This window comes from Acinetobacter terrae, assembly GCF_013004375.1.
In the GTDB taxonomy this organism is placed as follows: domain Bacteria; phylum Pseudomonadota; class Gammaproteobacteria; order Pseudomonadales; family Moraxellaceae; genus Acinetobacter; species Acinetobacter terrae.
Genome location: NZ_JABERI010000004.1, coordinates 1 through 19,964 on the forward strand (window position 1 = coordinate 1; position 19,964 = coordinate 19,964).

17 protein-coding genes are annotated in these 19,964 nt (G+C 40.8%); 11 read left to right on the forward strand and 6 right to left on the reverse strand.

The window, feature by feature from the left end; genetic code table 11:
- The first annotated feature begins 392 nt into the window (after positions 1 to 392).
- Entirely contained in the window at positions 393 to 1,106 is a 714-nt protein-coding gene (locus HLH14_RS02495) for a hypothetical protein (protein WP_328703808.1), read from the forward strand.
- Positions 1,107 to 1,406: 300 nt separating this feature from the next.
- Here the strand turns inward: HLH14_RS02495 and HLH14_RS02500 are convergent, their stop codons facing one another.
- On the reverse strand, positions 1,407 to 1,721 hold the full coding sequence (locus HLH14_RS02500) for a YqfO family protein (RefSeq protein WP_067724956.1): 315 nt from the start codon (positions 1,719 to 1,721) through the stop codon (positions 1,407 to 1,409).
- A gap of 378 nt (positions 1,722 to 2,099) precedes the next feature.
- Here HLH14_RS02500 and HLH14_RS02505 point away from each other — a divergent pair, with 378 nt between their 5' ends.
- Both HLH14_RS02505 and HLH14_RS02510 read left to right on the forward strand, forming a co-directional pair.
- Positions 2,100 to 4,604: an acyl-CoA dehydrogenase gene (locus HLH14_RS02505; protein WP_067724952.1), complete on the forward strand. Its 2,505-nt coding sequence runs from the start codon at positions 2,100 to 2,102 to the stop codon at positions 4,602 to 4,604.
- 141 nt (positions 4,605 to 4,745) lie between these two features.
- Positions 4,746 to 5,408, forward strand: coding sequence for a hypothetical protein (locus tag HLH14_RS02510; RefSeq protein WP_067724950.1), 663 nt, complete (start codon positions 4,746 to 4,748; stop codon positions 5,406 to 5,408).
- A gap of 162 nt (positions 5,409 to 5,570) precedes the next feature.
- Here the strand turns inward: HLH14_RS02510 and HLH14_RS16130 are convergent, their stop codons facing one another.
- The 3 genes from HLH14_RS16130 to HLH14_RS02520 form a co-directional block, all read right to left on the reverse strand.
- Entirely contained in the window at positions 5,571 to 5,699 is a 129-nt protein-coding gene (locus HLH14_RS16130) for a KGW motif small protein (RefSeq protein ID WP_268916039.1), read from the reverse strand.
- A 223-nt stretch (positions 5,700 to 5,922) separates the two neighbouring features.
- Positions 5,923 to 9,753: a phosphoribosylformylglycinamidine synthase gene (purL, locus tag HLH14_RS02515; protein ID WP_067724948.1), complete on the reverse strand. Its 3,831-nt coding sequence runs from the start codon at positions 9,751 to 9,753 to the stop codon at positions 5,923 to 5,925.
- A gap of 233 nt (positions 9,754 to 9,986) precedes the next feature.
- Complete coding sequence (locus HLH14_RS02520) at positions 9,987 to 10,163, reverse strand: hypothetical protein (RefSeq protein ID WP_155859840.1); 177 nt, start codon at positions 10,161 to 10,163, stop codon at positions 9,987 to 9,989.
- A 170-nt stretch (positions 10,164 to 10,333) separates the two neighbouring features.
- Here HLH14_RS02520 and HLH14_RS02525 point away from each other — a divergent pair, with 170 nt between their 5' ends.
- From HLH14_RS02525 to ruvB, 3 genes are all read left to right on the forward strand, one after another.
- Positions 10,334 to 11,674, forward strand: coding sequence for a deoxyguanosinetriphosphate triphosphohydrolase (locus HLH14_RS02525; RefSeq protein ID WP_067724944.1), 1,341 nt, complete (start codon positions 10,334 to 10,336; stop codon positions 11,672 to 11,674).
- Positions 11,675 to 11,796: 122 nt separating this feature from the next.
- Entirely contained in the window at positions 11,797 to 12,399 is a 603-nt protein-coding gene (gene ruvA / locus HLH14_RS02530) for a Holliday junction branch migration protein RuvA (RefSeq protein ID WP_067724938.1), read from the forward strand.
- Positions 12,400 to 12,632: 233 nt separating this feature from the next.
- Entirely contained in the window at positions 12,633 to 13,640 is a 1,008-nt protein-coding gene (ruvB, locus tag HLH14_RS02535; RefSeq protein ID WP_067724937.1) for a Holliday junction branch migration DNA helicase RuvB, read from the forward strand.
- A 12-nt stretch (positions 13,641 to 13,652) separates the two neighbouring features.
- On the opposite strand, the gene HLH14_RS02540 is transcribed toward ruvB, so the two are convergent.
- On the reverse strand, positions 13,653 to 14,279 hold the full coding sequence (locus HLH14_RS02540; RefSeq protein WP_067724935.1) for a hypothetical protein: 627 nt from the start codon (positions 14,277 to 14,279) through the stop codon (positions 13,653 to 13,655).
- A gap of 78 nt (positions 14,280 to 14,357) precedes the next feature.
- The gene (locus HLH14_RS02545) at positions 14,358 to 14,939 is read right to left on the reverse strand and encodes a hypothetical protein (protein ID WP_067724933.1); all 582 of its coding nucleotides are present in this window, start codon (positions 14,937 to 14,939) and stop codon (positions 14,358 to 14,360) included.
- Positions 14,940 to 15,245: 306 nt separating this feature from the next.
- Between HLH14_RS02545 and HLH14_RS02550 the strand changes: the two genes are divergently transcribed.
- The 5 genes from HLH14_RS02550 to tolA all read left to right on the forward strand — a co-directional run bounded on the left by HLH14_RS02550 (position 15,246) and on the right by tolA (position 19,819).
- Entirely contained in the window at positions 15,246 to 16,595 is a 1,350-nt protein-coding gene (locus HLH14_RS02550; protein WP_165493726.1) for an amidohydrolase, read from the forward strand.
- A gap of 246 nt (positions 16,596 to 16,841) precedes the next feature.
- Positions 16,842 to 17,252: a tol-pal system-associated acyl-CoA thioesterase gene (ybgC, locus tag HLH14_RS02555; RefSeq protein WP_067724926.1), complete on the forward strand. Its 411-nt coding sequence runs from the start codon at positions 16,842 to 16,844 to the stop codon at positions 17,250 to 17,252.
- 24 nt (positions 17,253 to 17,276) lie between these two features.
- On the forward strand, positions 17,277 to 17,975 hold the full coding sequence (gene tolQ / locus HLH14_RS02560) for a protein TolQ (RefSeq protein WP_067724924.1): 699 nt from the start codon (positions 17,277 to 17,279) through the stop codon (positions 17,973 to 17,975).
- Positions 17,975 to 18,424 (forward strand): protein TolR, encoded by a 450-nt coding sequence (gene tolR, locus HLH14_RS02565; protein ID WP_067724922.1) that lies wholly within the window; start codon positions 17,975 to 17,977, stop codon positions 18,422 to 18,424. The genes tolQ and tolR overlap by 1 nt, the downstream gene beginning before the upstream one ends.
- A gap of 3 nt (positions 18,425 to 18,427) precedes the next feature.
- On the forward strand, positions 18,428 to 19,819 hold the full coding sequence (tolA, locus tag HLH14_RS02570) for a cell envelope integrity protein TolA (RefSeq protein WP_171532605.1): 1,392 nt from the start codon (positions 18,428 to 18,430) through the stop codon (positions 19,817 to 19,819).
- Positions 19,820 to 19,964 lie beyond the last annotated feature (145 nt).

Sequence of the window (19,964 nt, forward strand, 5' to 3'; positions counted from 1 at the left end):
GCATGGATATTTGTGGTCATAAATTAAGTCCCCACTTATTTTTAAGTGGGGACTAACATAAGGCTAATTAGAGAGATTGGTAAGGAGGTGCTTTGCCGGATACTTACAGATGTCGCCTGATAGGCTGTAGTATATGGACAAGCCATCAGTCGAATAAAAAAAATTCTCTTACTAAGAGATTGATTAGATTCAGTTAGATCAATTTTATTTAAGTCAAATTGGGATGTCTTATCTATCTAATAAAAGATGATTAATTCTATGAGACGTTTAGAATAATTTAATAGACTCACCCATTATCATTAGGCTTTTAAAACTGTCTCACCTCAGATTTAAATCCATGTATCATTCATTCTCTCTTATAAATAAATGATCATTAATTAAAATCCAATGATGTGAAGGGTAATGCAACGATTGTTTATGATCCCACACAACAACGTGAAGCAATACAAACACAAAAATATCTAGACTGGATTAAAACCAATTATGGGACAGTACTAACCTTTACACCTAAGACAGGAGTTTATAATGGTCAAACTCATAAAACGACCATACTTATAAATATAATAATGTTAGCTACAGGATGCTCATCTATGATGCAAAATAGTATTAGTTTTGCAATAAAAGGGCAAAACAAAAGTTATATTTATAAAAATACATGGCCTGAATGTGCTAATTTTAAGATAAATTCATCTTTAAAATACAATGACTTATCAGATAGCTGTAAGATATCCCCCGAAGGTTATGTCCCTCAACAAATTATTATTGAGTATGCACCCTGGTTAACTTATGAAGAACAGATAAAAAAAGGATATGGAGTTCCTGAAGAACTACGTTATGGTGGCGGAGAAGAGGCAGCAAAAAAAAGGCTAGCTATAATGGCAGCACAACAGGAGGGTATAGCAAAAATCCCAGCTACTGCTTGGAAACGAATTGTACTCACTCCCCTTAAAGATGTAGAAAAATATAAGTACCAAGTTCCTGAAGGTAAAGGCAACCGAAGCCGAGGTAAAAATATCCATTACATCATTTCCCTTCACCCCGATGGTAGCTACGATATAGAAACCAAATTGTACTGGGTGCAAAAATATCAATTAAAATGGAATTGATATTTTATTTACAATGGCAATAGGTAATATTGCCATTTTTATTTTAAGCTAGAACAACAACTTATAACAGACCCTAGCTATAAGGTTAAAGATGTCTTGTAAGCCATTAATGGAATATCAAGAATTAAAATCCAATGATAAAACAGGTACTGCAACTATTGTTTATGATCCCAAATAACAACATTGAGCAATCCAGACACAAAAATACCTAGACTGGATTAAAACTCATTATGGGACAGCATTAACCTTTACACCTAAGGCAGTAGTTCATAATGGTCAAGCTCATTGAATTAAGCATCATTACTTAACATCCACCATCTGAATAAACTCAAAGGCAGGCTCTTCATAAGGATGGCTGGCCTTTAATGCTCTTGCCACTTTTGAGGCTTGATCTTCAGGCACAATGGTTTCTACCCGCCATTCCTCAAGCTGTTCAAGTTCTCCGACTCCGCCAATAAAAGGATTCGCCCCTTTCACTGGCTTAAATTGCCCTGTTCCTAACACTTGCCATGCACAGTGCTCATAGTTACCAATACCACCTGCCCCAGCTTCAAACACTGCAAGTTTAGTGGATTCAAGATGTGATTCAGGAACGTAATAGATCAGTTTAAGCATGCTCTACACAAACAGAATAAAGATAGGTTTATCTTAATCCTTAAACCCAGATTAATCTCTCTGACATTTCATTACTTGATTATAAAATCAGAACAAACCAAATCATTTTAAATACAAGCGCCTATTACTTTTCGTGACATTTCTCTGACAGTTCAAGCTTTTACATTGATCAAAAAACAAACTACCTTAAAAATAATACTCAATTTTATAATTTCTTCGAGTTTGAAATTTTTTATTTCTATCTCGCTCATTACAACAATATTTTTCATTACACCAATAGTCTTTCCAACTAAACAGTCCAACATGATGTTCAGGTATTCCATATACCGTTTACTGTTTCTCTGACTTTCATCTGGTGTAAGCAACTGGAGAAAATCAATGTTATTCATCATCAGTGTGCTTATTCAATTTTTTACAATCTGGGCGATTTTCTTTTTTGGACTCAGCCGTAATGCAGGTGCAATCACGACCATTATTGTGGCAATCGTTACCGCATTTATGAGTCCTTGGTCGCTGATTTTTGGTATTCCACTCATTCTCATCAGTTTAGTTGTGATGATTGAACCTTTAAGGATGGCATTGATTACCAAACCTGCCTATAAGGCTCTGGCAAATGCCATGCCGACAATGAGCCCTACAGAAAGAGAAGCCTTAGATGCAGGCACCAGTTGGTGGGAAAAAGACCTGTTTATGGGAGCACCGGATTGGTCTAAGTTTGAAAGTTATCCCTATCCTACTCTTTCGGCAGAAGAACAATCTTTTTTAGATAACGAAGTAGAACATTTATGCTCAGTGCTGAATGACTGGGATATTCATCATCACTTTAAAGACTTGCCACCTGAGGCTTGGACCTATATTCGGGAAAATGGTTTTTTAGGCCTGATTATTCCTAAAGAATATGGCGGACGTGCATTTAGTTCATTTGCCCAAAGCCGGATTATGAGCAAAATTGCTTCGCGCTCCTTAACGGCTGCGGTGAGTTGTATGGTGCCCAATTCTTTAGGTCCCGGTGAGCTATTACTACATTATGGAACTGAAGAACAAAAGAATCGCTATTTACCGGGCTTGGCCACAGGTGAAGAAATCCCCTGCTTTGGCTTAACCAGTCCAGAAGCTGGTTCAGATGCCGGTGCAATCCCTGATACTGGCGTGGTGTGTTATGACGAGTTTGAAGGTCAGCAAGTACTCGGCCTACGCATGAATTTCTCCAAGCGCTGGATCACCCTTGCCCCGATTGCAACCGTGATTGGTTTAGCTTTTAAACTGTATGACCCTGATGGGTTATTGGGTGATAAAAATAAAGTCGAATACGGTATTACCTGCGCTCTGATTCCTGCCAGCCATGACGGCATCAAAGTCGGTGCACGACATAATCCAGGCTCGCCTTTTATGAACGGAACGGTGGATGGTAAAGATGTCTTTATTCCATTGGACTGGATTATTGGCGGTTCGAAAAATATTGGTAAAGGCTGGCGGATGTTGATGGAATGCTTGGCAGTTGGTCGCGGCATTTCCCTACCTGCCCTATCGACTGCGGCAAGTGAAATGACGTATTTAACCGTGGGTGCTTTTGCCAAAATCCGTCAGCAATTTAAGATTTCAGTCGGGAAATTTGAAGGTGTGCAGGAAGCAACCAGTGATATTGCCAGTGATACTTACATGCTGGAAGCCTTCCGCTATCTGGTCACCTGTGGTCTGAATCAAGGCGGTAAACCTGCTGTGATGACGGCAATGGCCAAATATTATGCCACTGAAACCATGCGCCGCGTGGTCAATCATGGTATGGATGTGGTCGGTGGTCGTGCTGTGCAAATGGGGCCACGTAACTTCTTAGCCCTTTACTATCAAACTATTCCAGTTTCTATTACCGTTGAAGGAGCCAATATCTTAAGTCGTTCGTTAATGATTTTTGGTCAGGGTTCTATGCGTTGCCATCCTTATCTGTTTGAGGAATTACAATTGCTTCAAGCCAAAGACAAAGATACTGCCCTCACCACCTTTAACGAGATGCTGTTTAAACACTTAGGCTATACCTTTAACCGTACAGCACATGCGTTTGCTTATGGATATATTGGCGGCTCATCTGATGCACCCAAAAGTGCAGATGAATTTACTCGTCCCTATTACAAAATCATCAACCGTTTAAGTGCTGACTTTGCCCTGACTGCCGATATGTGTTTAGGCTTACTTGCGGGTGATATTAAACGCAAAGAAATGCTTTCGGGGCGCTTGGCAGACATACATGCCTATCTGTTTATAAGCACGGCTATTCTTAAATATTATGAACATGGCAAAAAAACTGAAGTTGAACAGGTTCATGCAAAACTGGCCCTAGAAAAATCACTGTTTAATGCTCAAGAAGCCTTTTATGGTTTGTTTGCTAACTTCCCTGTCGGTATTGTGGCAGGCTTAGTGAAATTCATTTGCTTCCCGCTTGGTCGCCCTATTCACAAACCAAGTGATGCCTTAAAACGACAAGCTGGCGAGATCATTATGCAAGACAATGCCTTCCGTGATGAATTGAAAAAACACGTGTTCTATAACATGAAAGCGGATGATGTGACCGGTCGTATGGAATCGACTTTCAATATGTTGCTGGAATTAGAACCGCTTTGGGATAAGTTCAAAAAAGCTGAATCTAAAGGACAATTTAAAGGCTTAACCTTTGATGAACGCATTATGGATGCGGTAAAGATAGGTTTTGTGACTCAAGAGGAAGCATCAAGTCTTCTCACCTACAATGCAAAGCGCTATGACAGTATGCTGACCGATGTTTTTGATTCTGAACTTGATCAAACTCTGGAACTGGAAAATCCTTATAATCAAGAGGAAGAATCGGCACCTATGCCTGATCCAAAACAGCAAGAACCCTTAGCACCATAAAAATTTCAGAAATAAAAACGGCTCATTGAAGCCGTTTTTTATAATTCCTATTCCAGTGAATTGCTAAATCTGATCATTTTAACTTCTTAAAAGTTTAGTTATGATCTTTTTAGCCATAATTACCTATAAGAAAGATGACCTGTGTCTAATAAACAAAATATCAATGAAATCGCCTTATCAACTGCAGAAAATATTGCTGATGAGTTAATATTTAAATCAGCAACAACATTTGTTGAAGAGTTAGCTAAATCAGTTCCGGTTGCTTCATTAGCGCTAGGATTAACAAAAGCGATATCAAACTATAAGACTGCAAAAGATCAACACCAATTATTAGCCTTTGTTCAAGAAGCAGAAAATATAAATAATGGATTTATCGAAAATTTTTTTAAAGACAAAGATAATACAGAATTAGGTTATGAAATCTTAGGAATACTTGACCAAACATATTTAGGAAAACAGGCGCGAATGATAGGTCGAACCGCGGTATTGTTTAAAAGCCTAAAAATTTCAAAGCAAGATTTTGATAAATATACTTATATTATTACTCGATTAAACAATCACTTAATAAGACTTATAGAAGAACTCTACTCTTTGTATATCAGTAGAAAAAATAATCATAATGAAAGTAAATATCCTGAAAATACCGTTAATTTACAGCACCCCAATATGGAATTACTGAGTTTCGGATTTATTATTTTTCGAGAAGCCCCACTTTTTGGGGATGAGTATGAATTATATAAACAATCTAAATATGAAGTTCAAAATGAGTTTTTAGAATTTTACCAAAAAATTTTCAAAGACTAAATCAAATCACATGACCCGCGACATGGATGTCGCAGTGTTTTCCTGTATGCCAAGGATGGCATATCAGGAAGACAAAGCATTTTTGTTACTTTTGATGCTTCAAAAGTAAAAGAATCAAAATATAAAACATAAAAAAACCACCTCTCGGTGGCTTTTTATCTATCAACTATTAAGAAAATAACTTGTAGCTAAAAACAATATTTGCAGCCCAACTACTGCCATAAAAAACATCCAGCCTTTCTTACGTAAAGTCACTTTATCAACATTTGTATATGTCACAGTTTTTAGCATTGTGTCACCTCACTTAGAGATTCAATCCTGAACTTATATTTAGTGAACCATCTTTCTTCTATATTGCATCGTCATTGTGCACAAAATACACAAATACTCGTTCACTTCAATATAAAAGCAAAATCCAAACCAAGTCCAGCGGGAGAAAAAAATTAAATTAAATAAAAATATGTACAAAATAAAAAAGCCACCCGAAGGTGGCTTTTTTCAAAACACTTCAGAATTAACCAATGAACTTACGTGCATTGCGGAACATGCGTAACCATGCACCATCTTCAGTCCATTCTTCAGGTTTCCAAGAATGCTGAACTGCACGGAAGTTACGTTCAGGATGCGGCATCATAATCGTTGCACGACCATCAAGAGACGTCACACCCGTAATCGCTTCTGGTGAACCGTTCGGGTTCAATGGATATTGCTGTGTAGGGTTACCGAAGCTATCTACATAACGTAGGCTGACTTGGTTGCCTGCATTTAACGCGGCAATCTTGTCTTCACTTGCAACCACACGACCTTCACCATGCGCAACCGCGATTGGTAAAATCGAACCTTCCATACCGTCTAACAAAATCGAATTAGATTTTTCAACACGGACGTTAACAGCACGCGCTTCAAACATCTCAGAAGTATTGCGGTGGAAACGTGGCCAAGCATCAGCACCCGGAATCAATGGAGCCAATTGAGACAACATTTGACAACCGTTACAGATCCCTAAAGAGAAGGTTTCTTGACGATTAAAGAATTTCTCGAACTGGTCACGAAGTTTAGGATTGAATAGAACCGATTTAGCCCAACCACCACCTGCGCCCATGACGTCACCGTAAGAGAAACCACCACAAGTCACCAGACCCTCAAAGTCATCTAAGCTAATACGACCTGCAATCAAATCACTCATGTGAACGTCGACAGTGTTGAAGCCAACTTTGTCGAATGCCGCCGCCATTTCCACCTGACCATTTACACCTTGTTCACGCAAAATCACCATGTTTGGACGACGTGAATTAATAAACGGCGCCTCAACTGGTTCATTCAAGTCGAATGTCGGCTGTGCAATGATGCCTTTGTGATTCTTGTCTGTGATTAAAGCAAACTCAGAATCTGCAGTTTCTACGTTGTCACGTAGACGTTGGATTTGGTGAGACACTTCAGTCCAAGCCACTTGCAAGTCGCTACGTTCAAGTACAAGACCATTGATAGACAATTGATCCGTATTGTTTACACGACCAACGACGCTAATCGCATCTTTCAATACTGATTCAGCAACTTCAGCTTGAAGTGCTTCCCAATCACTTGCTGCGATTTGAAGTACCGCACCAATTTCTTCAGCAAATAAAGCTTCAGTTGATTGATCTTCAAGCGCTACACCCAAACGTGAAGCGAACATCATTTCTGCAACAGTCGCGAGTAAACCACCATCACCGATGTCATGGTAAGCCTTCACTAAGCCGCGGTTGTTCCAGTCTTGAACTAAAGCGAAAAATGCTTTGAAGTCATCGAAGCTGTCTACGTCAGGCGTTACAGAACCAATGGCTTTGTAAACCTGAGCAAGGATTGAACCGCCTAAACGGAACTGACCTTTAGACAAGTCAATGCGTACCAATACTGAATCTTCATTTTTCAATTCAGGTGTTAATGTTTTACGCACATCACCAACGGGTGCAAATGCTGTAATCACACCTGTCATTGGTGAAGTTACAGATTTATCAATCCCTTCGTCATTCCAGGTGGTACGCATAGACAATGAGTCTTTACCCACTGGAATCGCGATGCCCAAGGCTGGACACATTTCCATACCAATGGCTTTAACACCTTCGAATAGCGCCTGGTCTTCGCCTTTTTGACCGGCAGCTGCCATCCAGTTCGCAGACAATTTAATGTCGCTGATCTGTTCGATGTTGGCACACATGATGTTTGAAATCGATTCAGCCACAGCCAAACGTGCAGATGCAGCAGGGTTTAACAATGCAACAGGAGGACGTTCACCCATCGCCATTGCTTCACCTGTGTAACCTATAAGGCTTGTGGTGGTCACTGCAGCATCCGCTACAGGAACTTGCCAGCGACCGACCATCTGGTCACGTGCAACCATACCGGTAATCGAACGGTCACCAATGGTGATCAGGAATGATTTAGATGCAACTGTTGGATTCTTAAGAACGCGGTAGATTGCATCTTTTAAATCAATATTTGCAGCAGTGAAGTCATCGCCTTTACGTTCAATGGTTTCATATGAACGGCTCATGCGAGGTGTACCACCCAGCATCACTTGCATTGGCATATCCACAGCTTTGTTACCAAACAATGGATCTTCAACCGTCAAGTGACGTGCTTCAGTCGCTTCACCTAATACGGCAAACGGACAGCGTTCACGTGCACAGATTGATTCAAATAATTCTAATGAAGATGGACGAATCGCCAATACATAACGTTCTTGCGCTTCGTTCGACCAGATTTCCATTGGAGACATGCCTGGCTCTAATGAAGGAATCTTACGAAGATTCAAGACTGCACCGAGTTCGTGATCATTCACAAGTTCTGGCATTGCATTGGATACACCGCCCGCACCGACGTCATGTACAGACACGATTGGGTTGTGGTCTTCCATGCGCCAGCAAGTATCAATCACTTCTTGGCAACGGCGTTCCATTTCTGGATTTTCACGTTGTACAGAAGCGAAATCCAGGTTTTCACCCAATTTACCGCTATCTACAGAAGATGCTGCACCACCGCCTAAGCCGATCAGCATTGCCGGACCACCCAGCACGATCAATAAGTCGCCCGGTTGGATTGGATCTTTTTCAACATGGTCAGGACGGATGTTACCGTAACCACCGGCAATCATAATTGGTTTGTGGAAACCTTTTACATCGCCATTTACATTTTGTTCGAAAGTACGGAAGTAACCATTTAACGCAGGACGACCAAATTCGTTATTAAACGCAGCACCACCCAAAGGACCATCAATCATGATCTGAAGTGGAGACGCCATACGCGATGGTTTGCCGTAGTTGTCTTCCCAAGGTTGTTCAAACCCAGGAATATTCAAGTTAGATACCGTGAAGCCGGTTAAACCCGCTTTTGGTTTACCACCACGACCTGTTGCACCTTCGTCACGAATTTCACCACCTGAACCCGTCGCAGCACCGGCAAATGGTGCAATCGCTGTTGGATGGTTGTGGGTTTCCACTTTCATGAGGATGTGAGCAGCTTGGCTCTTGTATTTATAAACGTGGTGACCGTTTTCATCTGGTTTTGGATAGAAACGTTGCGTGTCATAACCCACGATTACAGAGGCGTTGTCTTTATATGCTGACAATACATCTGCAGGAGATTCTTTATAGGTATTTTTAATCATTTGGAACAATGACAATGGTTGTTTTTCACCATCAATTGTCCATTCTGAACCGAAGATTTTATGACGGCAATGCTCAGAGTTTGCTTGAGCAAACATCATCAGCTCGATGTCGTGTGGGTTACGACCCATCTTGGTAAATGCTGCAGTTAAGTAGTCGATTTCTTCATCGGACAATGCAAAACCAAATTCAGAGTTGGCTTTAACCAGTGCTTCTTTACCTTGACCTAAAATATCAATGCTATTTAAAGGTTTTGGTTCAGTCTCGTTAAATAAAGCAACGGCATCGTCAATTTGATTGAAAACGCTTTCAGTCATGCGGTCATGCAATGCCAGTTTCACTTCATTCGATATTTCAGAAATACCCTTTAAAGTAAACAAAACACCGCGTTCAAGGCGGTGTATTGGAGTATTACAATTGGCAAAAATATCAGTCGCTTTAGAAGACCACGGAGAGATTGTCCCCAAACGCGGTGTGACTAGAACTTGAATTTCATCACTTGCCGCTTGGCGAACTTCAAAAGACGCACCGTCATTTAATAGTTGTAATGCAGATTGATGCTGCTGCTCGTTGAGCGCTTGATCAAACAGATAAATCCATTGACTTTCAATTGATTGAACAGAACTCATTGACGCTAAACGGTTTAAGAGTTGAGTTTTCTTAAAAGAAGAGTGTGCTGGTGCACCGGCCACGATAAACATGCTGATTTTGGCTCCACGGGCAGGTCTTTTGGACCATACCGCCAATGTGACTTAGAGAGAGCGCATATTCTACTGCGTATTGACCAAATCAGCTAGATAGAAATTCACGAATGTGCCATCAATTCATGCAAGAATAATGAAGAATACTTTAATTTTCAGTTAAAAATTTTGAATTTCATCTCTATCGGATTCTTTAGCATCTTGTTTCTAAATGTGATTTATAATTGGTAGAGTTATTGCCTATCAAGGGTTTTCAGCAGATCAACCACCGCCTCTGCTACAATTTTAAGTGATTGTGGATCAAGCTGATCAATGCTGTCACCAGCACTGAGATAACACGTTAAAAACTCAAGCACATCACCTTTCATTTGTTCATTAAATAGAATAATCGAGGTCCAAGACCGCAACATTTCAGATGTTTGAACCCGCATGATCAATGTGATTAAAAGCATTCAGGAAACACGAAGCATCCCCTATCTGTTTATATGCTCTATTCACAAGACAAATCATGTCGCACGACTCTAGTCTGTTGGACTTTTTTTTGGCATGATGATTTCAGGTCATCACTGAATAATGATAAATGGAACAAATGCGTTGGTTAGAACTTCTTTCGACAGTTCGTATTGGTAGCAAAAAACAAAGTACAGAACAGGCACGTAGCCCCTTTCATAAAGATTATGACCGCATTATTTTCTCGCAAAGTTTTCGTCAACTAAACCGTAAAACCCAGGTTCATCCGTTGACACAGCACGATGGTATTCATACCCGTTTAACCCACTCGCTGGAAGTATCCTGTATTGGTCGTTCACTCGGCATGCTTGCGGCGGAAAAAATTAAAGATCAACTTCCGGTATGGATTTCCCCTGCCGATGTCGGTGCGATTATTCAGGCAGCTTGCCTTGCGCATGATATTGGTAATCCACCTTTTGGACATGCCGGTGAATATGCCATTCGCGAATGGTTTGATGATGCTTCACATGGCAACTTTTTAGCAAAGCTGTCGCCTGAAGAACAAGCCGATGTGCGCCAGTTTGAAGGCAATGCCCAAGGTTTACGCTTATTGACCAAAATTGACTATCATCCCAATGATGGCGGTATGCGCTTAACTTACGCAACCTTAGGGGCTTACTTAAAGTACCCATGGTTGTCTAAAACCATTGCATCACAAGGTGATCGCCCTGCCAGTCAACGCGCCAAGTTTGGTTGTTATCAATCCGAAAAAGAGATTTTGAAGCAGATTGCAGAACAGCTTGGTTTAATTCAACTGGGTGAATATCACTATTGCCGTCACCCACTGACCTACTTATTAGAAGCAGCAGATGATATTTGCTATGCCCTGATTGATCTGGAAGATGGCATTATTTTAAACATGCTCTCTTATGAAGAAGTGGAACCCATTTTCCTCGACCTGATTGCAGATTATGGAACACCTCAAGAACTGTCTATGCCAACCACCACTTGGCAGCAAAAAATTGCCGCTTTACGCGGTCGTGTGATGAAACGTCTGGTGGATGAAGTGACCACGGCATTTGCCAGACATCACTATGAAATTTTGTCTGGGCAACTCAAAGGCAGTTTATTGCAATATTGTTCTGAAGATATTGAACGTGGCATTGACCGGGCGAAGAACTTGGCGCGTGACAAAATTTTTGAACATCCGCAAAAAGCCGGTTTGGAAATTATTGCGCATCAAAGTCTGCAAAATATTTTGGATGCCTTTATTCCTTTGACCACGCCGCATAAAACTTTAAGTTTCAAGGAACAACGCTTAATGTCCATGCTGCAACGTGCAGGTGTGAATTTTGAAAGTAATCACTATGAAAATATTATGCAGGTTTTGGACATTATTTCGAAGTTTTCAGACCATCAGGCCTATAACCTGTCGCAAGAGTTACAAGGCAATAAAGCGGGCTGGATGTAAAGATTTTGCAGATATTTAGGCAAAACTCTCTGCAAAATTTAAATAAATATGCATGCGCATTTTGCCTTTCGTGCAAATGCTCACTACTATGCAACGAACGATAGATAAGTGAAAAAATCAAAATGATTGGATGTCTCATTGGTGAAGTGTTTGCTTTAGAAGCACCGACAGTACTATTAAATGTAAATGGCGTGGGCTATGAAGTGGATACACCGCTTTCTACATTTTGCCAATTACAAAAGGGGCAAAAGGTAACGCTATGGACGCATTTAACCGTTCGTGAAGATGCACAATTACTTTACGGTTTTTTAGATGCACAAGAAAAAACCATTTTCCGCACACTCCTTAAAGTAAACGGCGTTGGTCCTAAAATGGCGCTGGGTATTTTATCGACTTTAAGTATCGATTTACTGATTCATACCGTTGAAAATGAAGATATCAATACACTCATTAAAGTTCCGGGTGTGGGTAGAAAAACCGCTGAACGTTTGATGATTGAACTTCGTGATCGTTTTAAAGCCATGTCTTCAGGCAATGTTCCAACCAATTCAACAGCGCCACAAATTCAGTTTATGGGTAATTCGGCTGTTGCTGAAGCAGAAGCAGCGTTGCAATCACTGGGTTATAAACCTGCTGAAGCTCAAAAACTGATTAATGCCGTGAAAGGTGATTACACCGAAGCCGGTGATATTATCCGTGCAGCATTAAAGTCGATGAATAAATAACGTCATTATTTAAAATTATAGATGTAAATAGATGCAATGAAAGGCAGCATGGATGCTGCCGCAGAAATATGGCATACGGACATGCCATTATTTCTGCAAAGGGTTTTGTTACTTTTGCCCTATCAAAAGTAAAGTTATGCCTACACAATGGCATCTAAACTCAGATAAATATTTGAGGCTGTATGAATCATTACAAACTCAATTGATGCCCCTAAAGGTAAATCTAATTCATTATGCAAGACCGTTTAATCAGTGGTTCTGAAAAACCTGAAGATCATTTTGATCGTGCCATTCGCCCCACTTCACTGGATGACTATGTTGGTCAGCCTGTGGTACGTGAGCAAATGGAAATCTTTATTGGCGCAGCACGTGGTCGTGGTGAAGCACTTGACCATACCTTAATTTTTGGCCCACCGGGTTTGGGTAAAACCACGCTTGCCAATATTATCGCGCGGGAAATGGGCGGTAATTTAAAATCAACTTCTGGACCGGTACTGGAACGTGCCGGCGATTTGGCAGCCATGCTAACCAATCTGGAAGAAGGTGACGTTTTATTTATTGATGAAATTCATCGTCTTTCGCCAGTGATTGAAGAAATTCTTTATCCTGCCATGGAAGATTACCAACTCGATATCATGATTGGTGAAGGGCCAGGTGCACGTTCGATTAAACTCGATTTGCCACCATTCACATTAGTTGCAGCAACGACACGTGCTGGCTTGCTCACCTCTCCGCTACGTGACCGTTTCGGTATTGTGCAGCGTTTAGAGTTTTATTCGGTTGAAGATTTAACTCATATTGTGACACGTTCAGCATCGTTAATGGATGTTCCCATGACTGGTGATGGTGCAAAAGAAATTGCCCGTCGTGCCCGTGGTACGCCACGTATTGCCAACCGTTTACTGCGTCGTGTGCGTGACTATGCTCAAGTCAAAGGCAACGGTGAAGTCAATCAGGATATGGCTCAACGTGCACTGGATATGTTGAAAGTCGATAAAGATGGTTTGGACACTTTAGACCGTCGTTATTTAAGCATGCTGTTAGAACGTTTTGATGGTGGGCCTGCCGGTGTGGAAGCTTTGGCTGCCGCAATGGCCGAAGATTCAGGTACTTTGGAAGATGTGATTGAACCGTACTTGATACAGCAAGGTTATGCGATGCGTACTGCTCGAGGACGTATTGCCACAAATATGGCGTATTTACAGTTTGGGATGACGCCACCTGAGCCGAAGGATAAATGAGAAAAGGGAGATTTATTCTCCCTTTTGTAATTTCACATTTTGATTGAGTAGCTTGATTAAGCTAGCTTTCACAATATCTAACTCATTAGAAAAAGCAGCTATTCGATCATTTAACTGATCTTTATTATCATCAAGCTGTATTCTAATTTTCAATAGTGAATCCATTAGCTCCTTCAGCTGTATTTTGACCGTTTGATGATTTGAATTAGATTCACAGTCTAAAAACAATTCAATTTGCATATGATAATATGCGACTTGTGATAAATAATTGATTAAACTTTCAATTAAATCACCTCTTTCCATTCGTCCAATTTCTAAAGATACAACACTGTTAAACTTCATCAACAAAGCAAAATATTCAGCAATAACGTTTCTAAATTTATCAATTTCCTGACTTTTATAGATAAATTCTAATTCATGTTTTTTTATTTCATTTTGTGATTTAATTAAATCTTTATTGGATTGAATTTGACTTTCTGTTGATTTTTTCACTATATAAATAGTCACTACAAAAGCAAGCAATGACAGAACAATTGTGCCTATCGAAATCCAATCCGTATCTTGTTCAATTTTAATCACTAATTGTTGATCACTTGGCTGCTGTAAAACTACTGCCTGAGTATTTTCTTTTTCTGCCATTTTTCCCCAACTTATTTTTTAAATATACGTTGGGCACATCTTAAAGGTTTTTTCTTTTCATTTTAATCAATTAGATACTTATAAATTAGAGATTACACGTACCTCTTCCACCAGCATCAACTCACACGCACCACCACCTGTATCTTCACGGCTTAAAGAACTACGCCACGTCCATCCATCTGAAGACTTCACTTCCACCAACTGTCCTTTTAAATAAATCAAATCATCTTGATCAATAGCTTTAAGCTGCTTTGCAATCTGTTTTGACGCAGGAATCAAATGAGTATTGGCACTTTGCATTTCAATTTCACGTACTGGAATGGGTGGAGAATTTTCATAACGCCAATGATACCAACGATTGCTTTGTCGGATAGATAACTGCTGATAGACCTGCGGATCAGCCATTTTGTCCCATCCCAAAGCAAAATCGACAGGGCTAATCTCAGATTCACGCCCAAAGTTATAATTTTCTTTAGATAAAACCCGAAACTCTCCCGTATAAGGCTGCAAATTTGTCATGCTATAGCCATTAAACTGATGAATCCCCGCTGTGGTTTGATAATCAGCTGCATCTGAAATACCTTTATCCGGTTTCAGCCAATAATTCCACAGTGCAAAGCCAATGGCGAAAATGATGAGATATTTCAAAAAACGGTTCATTTTAAACTCGAATATTTAACCGTAATGCAATGCGCCATCCATAGATTGAATCAAATGAAATCGCTAAGCATAGATTCAAAAAGTAAGTGTTATATACAAATTTTATAAACTCACTTTCACATGAAATACATAATTTTACAATGTAAAAAAGTGAATAAAGCCCTTGTAGAACAAACATTAACACTTAATATACCTTTGAAGTATCAACACATACTTAGAGGGTTTTGGTCGAATTTAGATCAGTATGCAATGCTAGAGAATCACTTTAACTATTTCAAACTCTTAAGGTTCTCCCAAGATATGAACATGTACAAGCAGATCTCGCTTTGTCTTCCCCTTGTCCTTTGCAGCCAACTGAGCTTTGCAGACTGGATTGATGATTCCGTTAAAAACGTAGAAGCCCATACCATTAAGCTTCGACAACATATTCATCAACACCCTGAACTTGGAAATATGGAATTCAAAACTTCTGAGCTGGTACAAAAAGAGTTGAAATCTTATGGAATTGAGGTGCGTAAAGGCTATGCCAAAACGGGTGTGATTGGCGTACTTAAAGGTGCCAAACCCGGACCGGTTATGGCGCTACGTGCAGATATGGATGCCCTGCCCATTGAAGAAAAAACGGGACTTCCTTATGCCAGTAAAGCCAAAGCCATTTATCAAGGTGCAGAAACTCACGTCATGCACGGCTGTGGTCATGATGCCCATACCGCAATGTTACTGGGTGCCGCCAAAGCTTTAGCAGCCAATAAAGATAAAATTGCAGGTACTGTGGTATTTGTATTCCAACCGGCTGAAGAAGGCGGTGCCGATATTGATAACTTCACCCAAGGTCATTTAATCGGTTCACGTAAAATGATTGCCGATGGTGCGTTGAATAATCCTAAACCGGAAGTGATTTTTGGAATGCACGTGATGGCAGGCATGCCAAGCGGCAATATCCTGTATAAAGATGGTGCAATTCTGAATAGTGCCGATCACTTACGCATTCAGGTCAATGGTAAACAGGTACATGGTTCTATGCCTTGGCTTGGTCGTGACCCAATCTATGCTTCTGCGCAAATGATTAACAACATGCAAAGTTTAGTCAGTCGTACTGCAGATTTAACCAAAGGCATGGGCGTAGTCAGTATTGGCAGTATCCACGGCGGAACAACAGGTAATGTCATTCCCGATCAGGTGAATATGGTTGGCACCATTCGCTCTAACAGTGAAGATCTCCGCCAAGGCATTTTAAAAACTTTACCGAAAATGGTCGAACATAATGCCGCAGCCAATGATGTCACTGCAAAAGTGGAAATTGCGCCATATGCGCCGGTGACCACCAATGACAAAACCTTAACCAAGCTGATGCAACCCACGCTTGCCCAAGTGAATGGCGAAGATAAACTGCATGTGCTGGACAACAATGCCAGTGCCAGTGAAGATTTTGCCTATTATGGTAAGTTAATGCCGTCTTTATTTGTCTTTGTGGGCGCAACGCCTGCCGATCAGGACATGGCGAAAGCTGCACCTAACCATAATCCGTTATTTATCGTCGATAATGCAACTTTAAAAACCGGGGTAGAAAGCCATGTGCGCTTCATCCTGGATTATCCAAAAGTTGCCGAACAGGTACAGACAGACTGGAAAAAGATGCAAGCTGCAAAAAAATAAAGTACATTTTTTAAAAAAAGTGAGCATCCTTTGCTCACTTTTTTTATATCTAAAGGTTTTGTGGATTGAATACAGAATAGGTCTCATTTGAAACCTTGTGCCATTGGACTAAAAACTCAAACTGCTAAACTGCAATGCGTTACACAGCTTGACTCTTAGCGAAAAAAACGTCATTTTTACAGATTTTTTAACCCGCTAAAAGTATAGCTAAAACCATAAAACTGAATTGAAAGATGGGACACAATCATGGCGAATAAATTCGAATTCAACATTCGTGTATATATTGAAGACACTGACGCAGGTGGCATTGTCTATCATGCAAACCATATTCGTTTTATGGAACGTACCCGTACCGAATGGTTACGTGCGGCAGGTGTTGACCACTACTGGCACCAAAAAGATTATCACTTTGTAGTACATAAAATAAATGTGAAATATTCACGTCCAATCCTGATGGATGATCTCATTACCGTTACTGCAAGCGTTGTTTCATGCAAAGCAACATCTTTTGTATTGCAACAAAATATTTATCGTGGTGAAATCATGCTTGCATCTGGCGAAGTCGAATTGGCATGTATTAGTGTAGACGGCATGCGTCCAACACGGCTTCCTGAAGAAATCCGTAATCTAATTCTAAAAGAGTTAGGACAAGACTAAAAAATTCATTGGCACATTGTAACTATGGCAACACAACTAGAATCATCTTTACACATATCAGATCTTATTTTACAAGCAAGTCCCATCGTTCAACTGGTAATGCTCGTGCTCCTGCTAGCATCTTTATACAGTTGGTATCTGATTGCCAAGTTACATATGAGTTATAAAAAAGCCCAGGCTGAAGATGAACATTTTCAAAAAATCTTCTGGTCTGGGGCCGAACTCAATACGCTATACAACAACGCACAACTCAATTCTAAACGTACCGGTTTGGAAGATATCTTCTATCAAGGTATAGGCGAGTTTTTTAAACTCAAAAAATTCCAAGCCCCGAATACGCAAACGATTGAAGGTACAGAACGTATTTTACGTGTCGGTTTAAGCCGTGACCAAGGTCTGCTTGAACAAGGCTTAGGCGCACTTGCCAGCATTGGTTCTGTTGCACCTTATGTCGGTCTGTTCGGTACCGTTTGGGGCATTATGAATGCCTTCATTGGTCTGGCTGATGTTGATCAAGTCACTTTGGCAACGGTAGCTCCCGGTATTGCCGAAGCCCTCATTGCAACAGCGATTGGTCTTTTTGCTGCAATTCCTGCTGTATTGGCATTTAACCATTACACGGCGAAAGGTGAAACAGTCTATTCAGACCGTGCATTATTTGCTGAAGAAATGGTGGCGCTATTACAACGTCAAACTGTGAGTTCTGCACAGGAAAATGACTAATGGCAATTCAGCGCTCTGGACGCTTTGAGCGGGTCAAAAAACCACTAAAAAGTGAGATGAATGTCGTTCCTTATATTGACGTCATGCTGGTACTTTTGGTGATTTTCATGGTCACAGCACCCATGATTACTAGTGGGATTAAAGTCGATTTACCTCAAGCCAATGGCAATCCCATCGAATCTAAAGATGCGCCCACAATCGTGACGCTGGATCAAGATGGTCTTTATTATTTGGAATACAAAAACCAAAAAACGGGTCCTGTTGATCTAGCTCAGTTGACGAGTCTTTTAGTGGAGGCACAAACAAAAGCCAAGGATGACAATAAGGAACTGAATGTTGTCATTAATGGTCATACCACACGTCCCTATGGAGATGTCATGGCTTTAATGTCGGGTCTTCAAGATGCTGGTTTAACACAAGTTAGTCTGCTCACTAAGCCTCTAGAATAAAGTATGAAAGATTTGAAAAAGCCACAATCCAAAGAAAAAACAATTGCGCTTGGATTTACCCTCGGGATCCATGCTGTGGCAATGACTGGCTTACTTTTTTTGGGCATGAGCAAACCTGTCGAGCCGCCTAAACAAATTAAAATGGTTTTGGTCACGCCTGAGGACTTGCTCCCTCCCGATCCTGTGCCTTTAGAACAGACAGACTCGACTGAAACAGCACATAAAAAGGTTGCAGAACAAGTTCAACAAACGGCAAAACCGAGTGTTGAACCTGCACCTGTTATTCCAGTTGCACTGCCTACCCCTCCTACTCCAGCACCAGCACCAGCAAAGCCTGATGCAAACAAAGCCGCTCAGGAAGCCAAAGCTGCGGCTGAAGCAGTGCAAAAAGCGCAACAGCAAGCTGCAGAAAAGGCAAAAGCGGCTGAAGCAAATAAGTTAAAAGCCCAAGCAGATGCTCAAGCCAAGGCAAAAGCAGAGGCTACTGAAAAAGCCCGAGCTGATACCGCTGCGAAAGCTAAATCTGACGCGGCTGAAAAAGCGAAAGCAGACGCTACTGCGAAGGCCAAAGCTGATGCAGTGAATAAAGCTAAGGCTGATGCCATTAATAAAGCTAAAGCCGACGCTGTAAATCAAGCCAAAGCCGACGCTGTAAATCAAGCCAAAGCCGATGCTGCCAACAAAGCAAAAGCCGATGAAGTGAATAAAGCTAAAGCGGATGCTGTGAATAAAGCTAAGGCAGATGCGGCTAATAAAGCCAAAGCCGATGCAGCTAATAAAGCAAAATCCGATGCAGTGAATAAAGCCAAAGCCGATGCAGCAAATAAAGCTAAGGCTGATGCCATTAATAAAGCCAAAGCTGACGCCGCTGAGAAAGCCAAAGCTAATGCTATTAATAAAGCAAAAGCCGATGCTGCCAACAAAGCAAAAGCCGATGAAGTGAATAAAGCTAAAGCGGATGCTGCGAATAAAGCTAAGGCAGATGCGGCTAATAAAGCCAAAGCCGATGCAGCTAATAAAGCAAAAGCCGATGCAGAAGCCCGTGAACGTGCAGCTGAAGAAGCCAAAGCATCATCTGCTAAACAAGCCGCTGAAGAAGCCGCGACGAAAAAAGCGGAAGCAAAGAAAATTGCCTCAACTGCAAAACGTGACTTTGAAAATAAAGTTAGACGTGCGTGGGATATTCCGAGCGGTTCATCCGGTCAAAAAGCCACTGCCCGTGTAACTTTAAGTGACAGTGGTTCAGTTCAATCGGTTATCGTCAGTTCAAGTGATCTAGATATGAAAGCAAGTGTGGAAGCCGCTGTACGTGCAGCAGCGCCTTACCCTATGCCTTCCGATCCAGATGCACGACGTGAAGCAAGAACCTTTACTTCAAGCTTTACTGCGAAATAAAATAAAAAGCCACATCAAATTTAATTGATGTGGCTTTTTTGACCTTTAAACTCAAATTTCGCTAAAAACAGATAATATTTTATTCACTTTTCACAGTCTTATAACAGTTTAGTCATCATGATGTACTTCCAATAAAGCAAAATCA